Below are 13,699 nucleotides of genomic sequence, written 5' to 3' on the forward strand. Positions count from 1 at the left end.
TGAAAATTTAAATCTTCAGGGCAGTTTTTCCAAAAAGAAGGTTTGATTGGTGTATATGCATATTTTGGATGCTATCAGCAGGGATTCTTTTACTATTTCCTCCGCAGAAAGGTTGGTATGTTTGTAAAGCGCCAAGGCACAGGCCCGAGCATAGTCTCCACCAGAACCTATGGCTATAACTGGCTCGTCTGGCTCTATCACGTCCCCAGTTCCCGAAACTACAAAGATACTGTTAAGGTCTGCAGCCAAGAGCACCGCATCCAACCTTCTCAAAGCCCTATCCATCCTCCACTCTTTACCAAGCTCTACGCAAGCCCTAAGGAGGTTACCTCTAAATTCTTCCAACTTATTTTCCAGCCTTTCCATTAAAGCAAGCCCATCTGCCGCAGACCCAGCAAAGCCTACGATAACTTTGTTGTTGTATATTTTCCTAACCTTCTTTGCACCATGCTTTAGCACAGAATGTCCCAAAGTTACCTGCCCATCCGAGCCCATAACAGTGTTGCCATCTCTTCTAACCGCTATAACTGTTGTCATTTAAAAGAAATATATCATAAAAGCCTTTCATTGGTGTATAATCTATAGCCTAAGGAGGTTTTTTCATGGCAGTTCCTAAGAGAAGAACTTCTAACTGGAGAAGGGATCAAAGAAGAGCTCAAAATTTCTTTTCTAAGGTCAAGCCCAAAGCTTTGGCAGAGTGTCCAAGCTGTGGGGAATGGATAATGCCCCATAGGGTATGCCCTTACTGCGGTTATTACAAGGGGAGACAAATCATAAGCATGCAATGAAAAAAATCAAAATAGCAGTGGATTGTATGGGAGGGGATTATGCCCCGGAGGAGATAGTCAAGGGCTGTATTCTGGCATACAAAGAGCTTGGCTTGGAAAGTTATTTGGTGGGGGACAAAGACGCCATACTTTCCATACTTAAGAGGGAAGGGTTTAAAGAAAACGGTCTAAAGGTGGTGCATGCGGAGGAAAAAGTTGAGATGGATGAGCCTCCATCTGTTGTCCTAAGGAAGAAGAATTCTTCCCTTTATCTTGCTGGAATGCTCGTAAGAAATGGGGAGGCAGACGGTTTGGTTTCCGCCGGGAATACAGGAGCAGTGCTAACAGTGGGAAAGTTTGTGGTGGGAACAGAAGAAGAGGTGGAAAGACCCACCATAGGAGTAGCATTGCCCAATCCCAAGGGTAAAACAGTCCTTTTGGATGTTGGAGCAAACGTAGATTGCAAGCCAAAGCATCTTCTTCAGTTTGCCATAATAGGACATACCTATGCGGAGGAAATCCTTGGGATAAAAAATCCAAGGGTTGGACTGTTGAGCATAGGGGAGGAGGAAGGTAAAGGAAACGAACTGGTAAAGGAAACCTATCCGCTTTTAAAGGCTTCAAAGTTGAATTTTTTAGGTAATGCAGAAGGTAGGGACATATACGCTGGAACCTTTGATGTGATCGTATGCGATGGCTTTGTAGGTAATGTTATTCTTAAGGCAAGTGAGAGCTTAGGCTTAGCGGTTTTGCAGATGATAAGGGAGGAGGTTAAAAAGAGTCTTTTGGCAAGAATAGGTGCCCTTCTGATGAAACCCGCACTGAACAACTTCAAAAAAAAGGCAGACTTTACCGAATACGGAGGCATACCCCTTCTTGGTGCAAAAAAGCCAGTCATCATAACCCACGGTAGGGCAAACGCAAAAGCCATAAAGAACGCCATAAGAGTAGCAAACGAGTTTTTAGTTCATCATTTTAACGAAAAACTAAGGGAAAACTTGATAAAATTGGCTCCAGAAGAGGTTAGAATCTGATGGGCATAACGCTTCAGGGTTTGGGTTACTATGTCCCACAGGATGTGCTTAGTAATTTTGACTTAGAGAAGATAGTAGATACTTCTGACGAATGGATCACCACAAGAACAGGTATAAAGGAAAGGAGAATAGCCAAGAACGAAACTCTTATTGACATGGCGGAAAAGGCCAGTAAGATGGCCTTGGAGGATGCAAAGGTGGATCCAAAGGATGTGGACGCCATAGTGTTTGCAACCATAACACCACACTTTAGCTTTCCAGCTTCCGCCTGTCTTTTGCAGGATAGATTGGGATGTAAAAACGGTTTTGCCTTTGATATTTCTGCAGCTTGCAGTGGTTTTCTTTATGGGCTGGAGGTTGCCAAGGGTCTGATAGTGGGAGGAAGCGCTAAAAAGGTTCTTTTGGTGGGTGCAGAGAAACTTTCAGAAATAGTCAATTGGCAAGACAGAAGCACATGCGTTCTCTTTGGTGACGGTGCAGGTGCAGTGCTTGTTTCATCTGAGGGAGAAGGAGAAATTTTAGCTTCTGTAATGAGGTCAGACGGGGAAGCTTGGAACATTCTCTATGCGGAAAAGTGCGGTTATATAAATATGAGAGGTAGAGAGCTGTTTAAGCTGGCGGTTAGAAGCATGGAGGAGGTTTGCCAACAGGTAATATCAACGGTTGGACTTAAGGTGGAGGACATAGACCTGGTAATACCCCATCAGGCAAACATCAGAATAATGGAAGCTTTAGCAGAAAAGCTCGGCATCCCTATGCAAAAGGTCTATTCAAACATCCACAAGTATGGCAACACCAGCGCAGCTTCTATTCCTATAGCCATGGCGGAAGCCTATCGGGAAGGCAGGCTCAAAAGGGGCTATACGGTTTTGATGACCGCCATGGGTGCTGGGCTAACTTGGGGTGCTACACTGATAAGGTTCTGATGCTAGAAGGTTTAGACGCTAAGCTGTTGGGCACATACAGACCACCAAGGCGTGTGGTAATAGACAGCAGGCAGGTGGAAGAGGGGGATCTTTTTATAGCCATAAAAGGTTCAAGATACGATGGACACGACTTTGTGGATTCTGCCTTTTCAAGAGGAGCTTACGGCGTTATTGTGGAGAAGGAGGTAAAAGTGCCAAAAGGAAAGTTTGCCCTTGTGGTAAAAGACACTCTTTCTGCCCTAAGGACTCTGGCTTTGGAAAAAAGAAAGGCTTTTGGTGGAAAAGTTGTAGCGATAGCAGGCTCTGCGGGAAAGACCACCACAAAGGAAATGATAGCTTTCTTGCTTTCAAAGGTAGGCAAGGTGTGTAAAACTCCAAAAAATCAGAATTCTCAAATTGGAGTGCCTTTGGCTTTGGCAAACTTTGAAAGGGACTGTCAGTTTTGGGTGGTTGAGATGGGAGCAAGCCAAAAGGGAGACGTCGCAAAGCTTGTAGATCTGGTAAAACCCCACATAAGAGTAATCACAGCCATAGGGGAGGAACACTTGGAAACCTTTGGCTGTTTGGACGATGTGATTGTAGGAAACGGGGAAGTTTTTAAGGATATGGAAAAAGATCACTTTGGCATCTGCCCTCACTATGTTTCTCATTGTTACGATATCCCAAATAAGATTACCTTTGGGGATGGATCGGAGCTTTTTGCCCAGAACGTGCGCATTAGCACAGAAGGTGTTTCCTTTAAAGTAAAAGAAGAGGAGATCTTTATTCCCATCCCAAGTCTTGGTGCGGTGGAGAATGCCCTCTGTAGTTTTGCAGTGCTTAAAGCCTTGGGCTTTGATTGGAAAAACTTTAAAGATTATCTTAAAGAGTTCCAACCTATTGAGGGTAGGTTTAAGACCTTCAGACTTGGCAAGTGGTTTTTAATAGATGACTCTTACAATGCCAACCCACTGTCGGTTAAAAACGCCCTTCACACCCTCTCAAGATTTGAAGGCTTTAAGATTGCAGTATTGGGAGACATGCTGGAGCTTGGAGAAAACTCTCCAGAGTATCACAGAGAGGTAGGTAGATTATGCCATCAGCTTAACATAGATCTGTGCCTTTTTTACGGGGAGTATATGAAGTTTGCTTGGGAAGAGTGTATAAAGAAGGGGTGTAGAGCACAACACTTTGTGGATAAGCTGGACATAGTGAAATATCTGAAAAACTTTTCTCAAGTTGAGTGTGTGGTGCTGTTTAAGGGTTCAAGGGCTATGGGGCTTGAAGAAGTATTGCAAAAATTAAATATTAGAATATAATAAAATTCTTATAAGGTGGAATAGATGATACTCGTAGCGCTTGTGCTGATGTTTGGTTTTGTGTTTGGAAGGGAGCTTAAGCTGACGGAACTTATCCAGTATGCGTTGGAAAACAACAGGGAGCTAAAGGCGTTTGAAAGAGAGCTTGAGGCGGGAAAGTTTGAGCTTAGGTCCGCAAAGGGAGCGTATCTTCCACGCTTTAAGTTGGAAGAGACTTTTACCCGAACTGATATACCAGCGTATAGCTTTATGAGCAGGTTAAACCAAAAACGTATAACTTTGCAAGACTTTGACCCGAATCGCCTTAACAACCCAAAGGCTATAAACAACTTTGAGACAAAGGTAGGTTTTGAGATACCCATATGGTTAGGTGGTAAGGTTCAAATAGGCGAAAGGATCGCAAGGTTAAACCTTTCCGCTCTTGAATACGAATACTTCCGTAAAAAGGAGGAAATAGCCTTAAAGGTGTATGACGCATACCTAAATGCGGTGCTTGCGAAAAAAGCCATTGAAGTTTCCGAGCAAGCTTTAAAAGACGCTATGGAGCACCAGAGGTTAGCGGAGGAGATGCACAGAGTAGGTATAGCTTTGCTTTCGGATGTACTTAGGGCAAAGGTTTATGTGGAACAGGCGAAGGAAAGGTTGAATGCGTCCAAAAAGGATTATGAAGTTGCCAAAAGGGCATTGGAGATAGTGGTGGGAACTGAACTTGGAAAGTTTGACGTGGAAGACATAAAAGAGTGTCCGATGATTGAGGTAAAAGATAGCAAGGAAACCGCTCTTCAAAGAAGGAAGGATCTAAAGGCTATGAGAAAGAGGGCAGAACTTTTTGGTGAATACTACAATTTAGAAGTCTCAAACAACCTTCCTCAGGTATATGCGGGCGCCTTTTACTTTCTAAATTCCAAGGATCATCCCTTTGGTGCAGACGGCAAAGGATACATGCTCATGCTTGGTGTTTCTTTAACCTTTGATACGGGCCTTAGCACGCTAAACAAAGCAAGGGCACATCTGGAAAGAAAAAGGGCTATGGAAGAAAGAATAAAGGGTATGGAGGACCTGATAGGCTTTGAGGTAGATAGAGCCATTGCTGAGTATCATAAAACTCTTAGCGCATTAAGTTCTGCCAAAGAAAGGGTGAGGGCAAGCAAAGAGGTGGTAAGGGTAATGGAAGTAAGATATAAAAACGGTTTGGCTCGTATGGTGGACCTTTTGGACGCCCAAACTCAGCTGGACATGGCAAGGTTTGAGGAGATTAAGGCATTAACAGAGTGTTGGAAAACAATAGCTCAGCTAAATTACTCCATGGGCACAATTTTGGAGGTCAAAAAATGAAAGGATACTTAAAGTATATCCTTTTTTTGGTAGTTATACTGCTCAGCATTCTTTGGCTTGGTGGTTTTTTGAGGGAAAGGATTCCCACAAAAGAGGTGGTGCAAGAAGTAAGATTAATTGAAGGTTTAGAAATAGGACAAGTGGAGAGGTTAGAGCAGATAGATTATGCCTATACAGGGACAGTTGTAGCTGACAAGAGGGCAGAGGTCTCAAGTAGGCTAATGGGCAGAGTGGTGAGCGTAAGCGTAAAGGAGGGTGATTGTGTAGGAGCTGGTAGGTTGTTGGTAAGCTTAGACGCAAGGGACATACAATCCCAGGTGCAAGCTTTTGAGAAACAGAAAGAGCAGGCCGAGTTTGCTTATAAATCCGCTATGGCACACTACGAAGCCATCAAAAAAACTTACGAAAGATACCTAAATCTTCTAAAAGAATCAGCCATAACCCAGCAGGAGTTTGATCAGATAAAGGCTCAATTTGAGTCTGCCAAAGCTCAGCTTGAACAAGCAAGGGCGGGTGTGGAAGCAGTAGAGCTTCAAAAGAATGCGCTAGCTCACAATTTGTCCTATGCGAACATATCCGCACCTTTTGCGGGATGTGTTGTTTCCAAAATGGTGGATGTGGGAGATTTGGCAGTTCCCGGACAACCCCTAATCATACTTGAAAGTGGTCCATACAAGGTGGAGGTCTTTTTGCCTGAAAGATACATAAATAAGGTAAAAGTAGGAGATCGCTTCAAAGTTGCGGTAGATGGACGCGTCTTAGAAGGTAAAGTGGTGGAAGTTTCTGGAGCCATAGACCCTGCTACGAGAACCTTTAAGGTAAAGCTCTCTATACCTTCAGACGGAATTAGAAGCGGTATGTTGGCAAGCGTGTTTATTCCAGAGAAGGGTCCTGTGCTTTTGGTTCCCAAATCTGCTATAGTTAAGCACTTTGACTTTACGGGCCTTTGGGTAGTAAAGGAAGACAACACGCTTGAACTCAGGTTTGTAAAGCTTGGAGAGGAGATAAATGATAAGGTTCAGGTGTTGAGCGGTGTAGAAGAAGGGGAAAGGATCGTTATAAATGGCGTAGAGAAAGCTTGCCAAGGGTGTAAGGTTGGAGGCTGATTATGTATGGACTTGCAGGTAGGTTAGCCAACTACTTCATAGACTCCAAGCTCACACCTATCCTTATACTGGTATCCTTAGCCTTGGGTGTCTTTGCGATAATCACCACACCCAAGGAAGAAGAGCCCCAAATAGTGGTTCCTATGATAGACATAATGATCTCTTATCCTGGAGCTACTCCTGAAGAAGTAGAAAGAAGGGTGGTTGTTCCCTTAGAGAAAAAGCTGTGGGAACTAAAAGACATTGAATACATATACTCCTACGCAACGGAGGGTATGGCGGTAGTTACCGCAAGGTTCTATGTGGGAACGGACCCAGTAAAGGCCTTGGTGGACCTAAACACAAAGATGATGTCCGCCATGGACTTGGCACCTCCTGGAGTAATACTCCCACCCCTTATAAAACCCAAATCCATAGACGATGTTCCTATACTTACCCTCACACTTTGGGGCAAAAATTACGACTGGTATGACCTCAGGCGCATTGCCGCAAGCTTAGAAAACGAGATAAAGAAGATAGAAAATGTGGCGGATGTTTTCATAGTGGGTGGTAGGCCAAGGGAGATAAGGGTAATCTTAGACCCTAAGAAACTAGAACACTATAGAATCTCTCCATTGTATGTAGCCAATGTGCTAAAGAGTGCAAATGTTCAGGCATACAGCGGAACCCTTTTGCAGAATAACTACGAATACAGGGTAAGAACAGGAGTCTTTTTTGAATCAAAGAAAGACGTGGAAAACGTAGTTTTGACAGTCTTTCAGGGCAGGCCTGTATACCTAAGGGATGTGGCGCATGTGTTGGATGGTCCGTCGGAGATAAAGGACTATGTGCTTATGGGCTTTGGACCTGCAGGAGCTGTGGATGGTGTAAAACCTGGTGAGCTCCACCCGGCGGTTACCATAGCGATCTCTAAGAGAAAAGGAACCAACGCAGTAGATGTCGCAAATGAAGTCTTAAAGCTGGTAGAGTATCTAAAAGCCAAAAAACTTCCAAAGGACATAAACATAGAAGTAACCAGAAATTATGGAAAAACTGCAAAAGAAAAGTCTGATGAGCTTCTCAAAAAGCTGTTCATAGCTACCGCCTCTGTTATCTTGCTGATGGCTGTTGCTCTTGGATACAAAGAAGCCATAGTGGTTGGTATTGCGGTGCCTGTAACTCTTGCCATAGCTCTCTTTATAAGTGAAGTGCTTGGCTTTACCTTAAATAGGGTCACCCTATTTGCGCTGATATTTGCCATAGGTATTTTGGTAGATGACGCCATAGTGGTGGTAGAAAACATACACAGATGGTTTGAATTAAAGCTGGCAAAGTATCCTAAGGAAGCCATAGTTAGGGCAACTGACGAAGTAGGAAACCCAACCATACTTGCTACTTTTACGGTAATTTCTGCCCTTATGCCCATGGCTTTTGTCACGGGTTTGATGGGTCCATACATGAGACCCATTCCGATAAACGCTTCTGTCGCCATGTTCTTCTCCTTGTTGGTTGCATTTATCATAACCCCTTGGGCTTCTTACATATTCCTAAAAGGTGATTTTGACAAAAAAGAGCATCAACATATAAACCTAAAGGAAACCAAGTTTTGGAAGATATACGCAAAGATAATAGTTCCCTTGCTTGTTAGCAAACCAAAAAGATACGCCTTTTACAGCTTTACCTTAGGCCTTATGGCACTTTCAGTGGGACTTCTTCTTACAAAGGCTGTGGTGGTTAAGATGTTACCTTACGACAACAAGAGCGAACTGCAGATCGTAATAGACATGCCTGATGGAACACCAAAAGAGAAAACCCTTGAGCTGGCAAAGGCTATAGGAGATTACATATCAAAGCAGAGTATAGTCAGAAACTATCAGATATATGTGGGCACCTCTTCTCCTTTTAACTTCAATGGTTTGGTTAGACACTACTACCTAAGACAGAGCCCGAACTTGGCAGATATTCAAGTTAATTTAGTGGATAAGCAATTGAGGAAAGATCAATCTCATGACTTTGCCAAAAAGATAAGGCCTGCGGTTCATGAAATAGCCAAAAAATACGGTGCAAAGTATGTAGCGGTAGTGGAAGTGCCTCCAGGCCCACCCGTATTGTCCCCCATTGTAGCAGAAGTCTATGGTCCAGACCTTAAGGTTCAAGAAGAAACCGCCCTAAAAATTCTGGAAATATTCAAAAACTCCCAATCCATAACAGACGAAGGTATATACCTAAGGACACCTACAAAGATGTTTGTCCTAAAGGCAAAGGAAGATAGGCTGAAACTTGCAGGGCTAAATAAAGAAGAGCTGGTTTATACCCTAACCGCCTTGATCCACGGACACAGTGTAGGACTGCTTCAAAATACGGACACAGAGCATACTCCAATAATCCTAAGACTTGATGAAAAATATAGAACTCCGGAGCTGTTGCTAACTTTGAAGATTCCCACAAGGGAAGGAAGGTTAGTGCCGCTCTCTGAGCTTGTGGAAATACAGCAAATAGACACACCGCAGGATATATACCGCAAAAACCTAAGAAGGGTAGTCTATGTTATAGGGGATGTCGCTGGAAGGGAAGAAGCGCCTTTCTATGGCATACTTGACGTAAGAAAGGATGTGCTTTCTATATCCACCCAATACGGAAAGCCCGAAGAACTTTGGATGAGCTTACCACTCATAGAGGACCGCATTTACGTAAAGTGGGATGGAGAGATGCACATTACCTTAGAGGTTTTCAGAGACTTAGGTCTTGCCTTTGGTGTAGCCCTATTTGTTATGTATGTTCTCATACTCGGATGGTTCAAAGACTTTAAAATACCTGGCATTATCATGGCTCCCATTCCTCTCACTTTGGTAGGTATAGTTCCCGGGCATCTTTTGATGGGAGCATTCTTTACCGCAACGTCTATGATAGGCTTTATAGCCCTTGCAGGTATAATAGTGAGAAACTCTATCCTACTTGTAGATTTTGCGGAGGAAAAGATAAAGGAAGGAGTGCCTTTACATTTGGCGGTTGTGGAAGCGGGAGTAGTAAGAACAAGACCTATACTGCTTACCGCCATAGCCATAATAGTAGGTTCTTTCGTCATCATCTTTGACCCTATCTTCAATGGCTTAGCCATATCCTTGATATTCGGAACCATAGGCTCCACCACGCTTACCTTAGTGCTTATACCCGTTATGTATTACGCTTCAAGGGCTAAGTCTTTGGAAAAAGTCCCATCTAAGGAAGAAATATACGAAGACATAGGTCTATAACTTTGGTAAAATACGATTTATGAACTATCCCATGGTTTTTGAGGATGAAGAGAAGATAGTTGTAGTTTATTCAGAAGAGCCCCATCACTATGTGGAAGAAGACAACGGTGTAACTATATACTACTCAAAACTGTGGGAAGTGGTTAAAATAGTCATCAAGAAAGATGACAAACACCACATTATTAAGCTCTGAGTTTCTATTAGTTGAAGGAGGGAAAAGGCTAAAAGGTAAGGTTAAAATCTCCGGTTCAAAGAACGCATCCTTGCCCATCATGATGGCTACCCTTTTGACGAAGGAACCTTGCACAGTAAGAAATGTGCCAAAACTTCTTGACGTGAAGAATGCAATTGAGCTTTTGGAGATAACGGGAGTAAATGTAAAGTTTGAAGATCACATCCTTTTTGCAGAGGCTAAGGAGCTAAAAAGCTATATTGCACCAGATCACTTAGTTAGAAGGATGAGGGCATCCATACTTATAGCTGGACCCCTTTTGGCGCGTTTGGGTAAGGCAGTGGTAGGTATGCCAGGAGGTTGTTCCATAGGAGCACGCCTTATAGACCAACATCTTAAAGTTTTTGAAAAGGGTGGTGCGTCCATAAACATAAGGAATGGCTACCTTCATATGGAAGTTAAAAAAATAAAACCGGTGGAACATACCTTTGAGGTCATAACCGTCACTGGGACAGAAAATGCCCTTATGTTTTTGAGTAGGTGCGACAAAAGGAGCATTCTCAGAAACGTAGCCTTAGAGCCGGAGGTTATGGATTTAGTAGAAGTATTAAGAAAAATGGGTGTGGATATTGAGGTAGAGGGAAGAACTATGGTAATAAAGGGTAATCCTGAGTTAAAAGGATTTGAGCATACAGTAATACCGGACAGAATTGAAGCAGGAACTTTGGCAGTCGCTGGGTTTATAACCGGCGGAGATGTGATTTTAGAAGGTGTGCGTCCAGAACATATGGGAAGCCAGTTGGAAAAACTAAGGGAAGCTGGAGCGGTAATAGAGATCATCGGTTTGAATAAGCTTAGGGTAATAGGTAAAGGCAAGATATATCCGTTGGAAATATCCACCTCTGAGTATCCAGGTTTTCCAACGGATATGCAAGCCCAGTTTATGGTTCTTTGTTGTATTGCGGATGGAGTTTCTCAGATAACAGAGAACATTTTTGAAAACAGATTTCAGCATGTAAATGAACTTCAAAGAATGGGTGCAAACATAAAGCTAAGAGGGAAAACAGCGGTAATTATCGGACGGGATAAGTTAAGCGCTGCGGAGGTATTTTCTACAGACCTTAGGGCGAGTGCTAGCTTAGTTTTAGCGGGTCTGATAGCAGAGGGCACCACAGTTGTAAAAGAGATCCATCACTTAGATAGGGGCTATGAGCGTTTGGAGGAAAAACTAAACAGTCTTGGTGCAAGCATAAAAAGGATGGTCCATGCAAGAAGCATTATATAGGGCAAAGATACTTCAGTCCGCTTTACCCTACATAAGGAAGTTTTATGGAAAAGTTTTTGTAATAAAGTATGGTGGTTCTGCCATGCTCAACGATGAGCTAAGGGATAGCTTTGCAAGGGATGTGGTGCTTTTGGCTTATGTGGGTATAAAGGTGGTGGTTGTTCATGGAGGGGGTCCTCAAATAAGCCAGATTTTGGAAAAGCTCGGCCACAAACCCCACTTTATAGGTGGTATTAGAAAGACCGATCAGGAGACCATGCACGTGGTGGAGATGGTCCTTTCGGGAGATATAAACAAAGACATAGTAGCCCTTATAAATACGCACACCAAAAAGCCCATCTATGCGGTAGGCTTTTCTGGAAGGGATGGAAATCTGATAAAGGCGAGAAAGTTGGATAAAGAAAGGTATTTCAGGGACTTAGGATTGCCAGTGCCAGAGGAGGACTTAGGTTTTGTGGGAGATGTGGAAGAGGTAAATGCGGAACTACTGCTAACCCTTTTGGAAAAGAGCTATATTCCAGTAATAGCGCCTGTGGGAGTAGGAGAAGGTGGTGAAGCTTACAACATAAATGCGGACATATGCGCCTCAAAGATAGCCCAAGCATTAAATGCAGAAAAGCTCATATTCCTAACAGATACAGAAGGGGTCAAAGATGGAGAAGGTAGGCTGATATCAACACTTAAAATTGACGAAGTTTCAAGGTTAATACAGGAAGGAATTGTTAAAGGTGGCATGATTCCTAAGTTGAAAAGCTGTGTGGAAGCTCTGCAAAACGGAGTTAGAAAGGTCCATATCATAGACGGTAGGTTACCTCACTCCATTCTATTAGAGGTTTTCACCGACGAAGGGATAGGAACGCAAATAGTGGTTTAAAGAAGGTAAATAAAAGGAAGCAAATACCACTCAAAGCGTGTGTTTTATCTTATAATAGTTAAACTATGGCTAAGGTGAAAGGTTTAAAGTGCAGAGAGTGTGGAAAGGAATATCCTATAGAGCCTATACATGTTTGTGAGTTTTGCTTTGGTCCCTTGGAGGTGGTCTATGATTACGAAGAAATAAAGAAAAACATCTCTAAGGAAAAGATAGAAAAAGGTCCAAAGAGCCTGTGGAGATACATAGACCTTTTGCCAGTAGAAGAACCTAAGGTTGGACTTACAGCGGGATTTACCCCCCTTAGAAAGGCGGAAAACTTAGGAAAGGCACTGGGCTTAAAAGAGCTATACATAAAGGACGACTCGGTGAATCATCCTACCCTTTCCTTTAAAGACAGGGTGGTTTCTGTTGCTCTTTCAAAGGCTGTAGAGTTTGGTTTTGACACCGCTGCATGCGCATCTACGGGCAATTTAGCAAACTCCGTAGCAGCTCACAGCGCACAGGCAGGTCTAAACTGTTTTGTCTTTATACCCGCAAACTTAGAATCTCAAAAAATATACGGAAGCTTGGTCTTCTCTCCCACAGTTGTGGCAGTGGAGGGTAACTATGATGACGTAAACAGGTTATGTTCAGAAATAGCCAATGAACTCTATTGGGCCTTTGTTAACATAAACATAAGACCTTACTATGCAGAAGGTTCAAAAACCCTTGCCTTTGAGGTGGTGGAACAACTTGGATGGAGAGCGCCGGATGCTGTGGTAGCACCAGCCGCTTCCGGTTCCCTGATTACCAAAATATGGAAAGGCTTGAAGGAAATGAAGCTCGTAGGTTTAATAGATGAGCTAAAAACAAGAGTTTATGGAGCTCAAGCGGAAGGTTGCAGTCCCATAGCCCAAGCTTGGAAAGAAGGAAGGGACTACATAAAACCTGTTAAGCCAAACACCATAGCAAAATCCATAGCCATAGGCAATCCTGCAGATGGCATATACGCTTTGCAAGTTACCAAAGAAAGTGGAGGAGACTGGGAAACCGCAACAGACGAAGAGATCATAGAGGGCATAAAGCTCTTGGCAGAGACGGAAGGAATATTCACAGAAACTGCGGGTGGAACCACCATAGCGGTTCTAAAAAAGTTAGCCCAAAAGGGCGTATTCAAACCTGACGAAACGGTAGTGGTCTACATTACAGGAAACGGCTACAAGACCTTGGAAGTGTTAGAAGGACAGTTGAAGGAAACTATAAGGATAAAACCTACCCTGTCGGACTTTAAAGAGAAGATCCTTGCGAGAGTGTGAAGGTTATAATAGCAATTGCTCTCTTTCTTGCCTTTTCTTGTGGTGAAAGGCAGAGCATTCCTCCCATAATAGTTCAAACCCTTGAAGGTAAGAAGTTATCCTTAAAAGAGCTAAGAGGGAAAAAGGTTGTTATTTACGTGTGGAGCAGAACGTGCGTAGGACATGCAAAGGATCTAAAACTGCTCAACGAGATATCAAAGAGTAGAAAGGACTTATACGTTATATCCTATGCAGTTGCGATGGTTAAAGAGGACGTGATAAATTCATACAAAGAAATAGGAATTAAACCAGAATTTATCACGCTTTTGGACCCAGAGGTAAGGTTCAACGAATACTACAAAATAGTCTTTCTTCCTTCCACCTTCATCTTTGAC

General features: G+C 43.1%; 12 protein-coding genes and 1 pseudogene. 12 read left to right on the forward strand and 1 reads right to left on the reverse strand.

The annotated features are described in order from the left end of the window. Positions 1–15 precede the first annotated feature (15 nt). On the reverse strand, positions 16–537 hold the full coding sequence (gene hslV, locus K217_RS0105200) for an ATP-dependent protease subunit HslV (protein ID WP_029552072.1): 522 nt from the start codon (positions 535–537) through the stop codon (positions 16–18). 65 nt (positions 538–602) lie between these two features. On the opposite strand from hslV, the gene rpmF reads away from it, so the two are divergent. From rpmF to K217_RS07835, 12 genes and pseudogenes are all read left to right on the forward strand, one after another. After that, positions 603–788, forward strand: coding sequence for a 50S ribosomal protein L32 (gene rpmF / locus K217_RS0105205; RefSeq protein WP_029552073.1), 186 nt, complete (start codon positions 603–605; stop codon positions 786–788). After that, positions 785–1,801, forward strand: coding sequence for a phosphate acyltransferase PlsX (plsX, locus tag K217_RS0105210; protein ID WP_029552074.1), 1,017 nt, complete (start codon positions 785–787; stop codon positions 1,799–1,801). Before rpmF ends, plsX begins: the two co-directional genes overlap by 4 nt. Next, entirely contained in the window at positions 1,801–2,727 is a 927-nt protein-coding gene (locus tag K217_RS0105215; protein ID WP_029552075.1) for a beta-ketoacyl-ACP synthase III, read from the forward strand. The genes plsX and K217_RS0105215 overlap by 1 nt, the downstream gene beginning before the upstream one ends. Beyond that, positions 2,727–4,025 carry a UDP-N-acetylmuramoyl-tripeptide--D-alanyl-D-alanine ligase gene (locus K217_RS0105220; protein ID WP_029552076.1) on the forward strand — a complete coding sequence of 433 codons (1,299 nt, stop codon included), beginning with the start codon at positions 2,727–2,729 and terminating at the stop codon, positions 4,023–4,025. The genes K217_RS0105215 and K217_RS0105220 overlap by 1 nt, the downstream gene beginning before the upstream one ends. A gap of 24 nt (positions 4,026–4,049) precedes the next feature. After that, on the forward strand, positions 4,050–5,360 hold the full coding sequence (locus tag K217_RS0105225) for a TolC family protein (protein WP_029552077.1): 1,311 nt from the start codon (positions 4,050–4,052) through the stop codon (positions 5,358–5,360). Then, positions 5,357–6,466: an efflux RND transporter periplasmic adaptor subunit gene (locus K217_RS0105230; protein ID WP_029552078.1), complete on the forward strand. Its 1,110-nt coding sequence runs from the start codon at positions 5,357–5,359 to the stop codon at positions 6,464–6,466. The genes K217_RS0105225 and K217_RS0105230 overlap by 4 nt, the downstream gene beginning before the upstream one ends. A 2-nt stretch (positions 6,467–6,468) precedes the next feature. Beyond that, positions 6,469–9,699: an efflux RND transporter permease subunit gene (locus K217_RS0105235; protein ID WP_029552079.1), complete on the forward strand. Its 3,231-nt coding sequence runs from the start codon at positions 6,469–6,471 to the stop codon at positions 9,697–9,699. A 19-nt stretch (positions 9,700–9,718) separates the two neighbouring features. Further along, positions 9,719–9,892 (forward strand): hypothetical protein, encoded by a 174-nt coding sequence (locus tag K217_RS07775; RefSeq protein WP_197017596.1) that lies wholly within the window; start codon positions 9,719–9,721, stop codon positions 9,890–9,892. After that, positions 9,864–11,156, forward strand: coding sequence for a UDP-N-acetylglucosamine 1-carboxyvinyltransferase (gene murA / locus K217_RS0105245; RefSeq protein WP_029552080.1), 1,293 nt, complete (start codon positions 9,864–9,866; stop codon positions 11,154–11,156). Before K217_RS07775 ends, murA begins: the two co-directional genes overlap by 29 nt. Beyond that, positions 11,137–12,030 (forward strand): acetylglutamate kinase, encoded by an 894-nt coding sequence (argB, locus tag K217_RS0105250; RefSeq protein WP_029552081.1) that lies wholly within the window; start codon positions 11,137–11,139, stop codon positions 12,028–12,030. The genes murA and argB overlap by 20 nt, the downstream gene beginning before the upstream one ends. Positions 12,031–12,095: 65 nt before the next feature. Continuing rightward, complete coding sequence (gene thrC / locus K217_RS0105255) at positions 12,096–13,325, forward strand: threonine synthase (RefSeq protein WP_029552082.1); 1,230 nt, start codon at positions 12,096–12,098, stop codon at positions 13,323–13,325. Further along, positions 13,322–13,696: pseudogene (locus K217_RS07835) on the forward strand (TlpA family protein disulfide reductase); the annotation flags it as partial. The gene thrC and the pseudogene K217_RS07835, both read left to right, overlap by 4 nt. Positions 13,697–13,699: the final 3 nt, after the last annotated feature.

The organism is Thermocrinis jamiesonii (genome assembly GCF_000702425.1).
In the GTDB taxonomy this organism is placed as follows: domain Bacteria; phylum Aquificota; class Aquificia; order Aquificales; family Aquificaceae; genus Thermocrinis; species Thermocrinis jamiesonii.

What these genes read in the sequence shown, in the direction of transcription:
- plsX (WP_029552074.1), top strand. Translation starts at nt 785, where the DNA reads ATGAAAAAAATCAAAATAGCAGTGGATTGTATGGGAGGGGATTATGCC.
- K217_RS0105225 (WP_029552077.1), top strand. Translation starts at nt 4,050, where the DNA reads ATGATACTCGTAGCGCTTGTGCTGATGTTTGGTTTTGTGTTTGGAAGG.
- K217_RS0105215 (WP_029552075.1), top strand. Translation starts at nt 1,801, where the DNA reads ATGGGCATAACGCTTCAGGGTTTGGGTTACTATGTCCCACAGGATGTG.
- K217_RS0105230 (WP_029552078.1), top strand. Translation starts at nt 5,357, where the DNA reads ATGAAAGGATACTTAAAGTATATCCTTTTTTTGGTAGTTATACTGCTC.
- hslV (WP_029552072.1), bottom strand. Translation starts at nt 537, where the DNA reads ATGACAACAGTTATAGCGGTTAGAAGAGATGGCAACACTGTTATGGGC.
- murA (WP_029552080.1), top strand. Translation starts at nt 9,864, where the DNA reads ATGACAAACACCACATTATTAAGCTCTGAGTTTCTATTAGTTGAAGGA.
- K217_RS0105220 (WP_029552076.1), top strand. Translation starts at nt 2,727, where the DNA reads ATGCTAGAAGGTTTAGACGCTAAGCTGTTGGGCACATACAGACCACCA.
- argB (WP_029552081.1), top strand. Translation starts at nt 11,137, where the DNA reads ATGCAAGAAGCATTATATAGGGCAAAGATACTTCAGTCCGCTTTACCC.
- thrC (WP_029552082.1), top strand. Translation starts at nt 12,096, where the DNA reads ATGGCTAAGGTGAAAGGTTTAAAGTGCAGAGAGTGTGGAAAGGAATAT.
- K217_RS07775 (WP_197017596.1), top strand. Translation starts at nt 9,719, where the DNA reads ATGAACTATCCCATGGTTTTTGAGGATGAAGAGAAGATAGTTGTAGTT.
- rpmF (WP_029552073.1), top strand. Translation starts at nt 603, where the DNA reads ATGGCAGTTCCTAAGAGAAGAACTTCTAACTGGAGAAGGGATCAAAGA.
- K217_RS0105235 (WP_029552079.1), top strand. Translation starts at nt 6,469, where the DNA reads ATGTATGGACTTGCAGGTAGGTTAGCCAACTACTTCATAGACTCCAAG.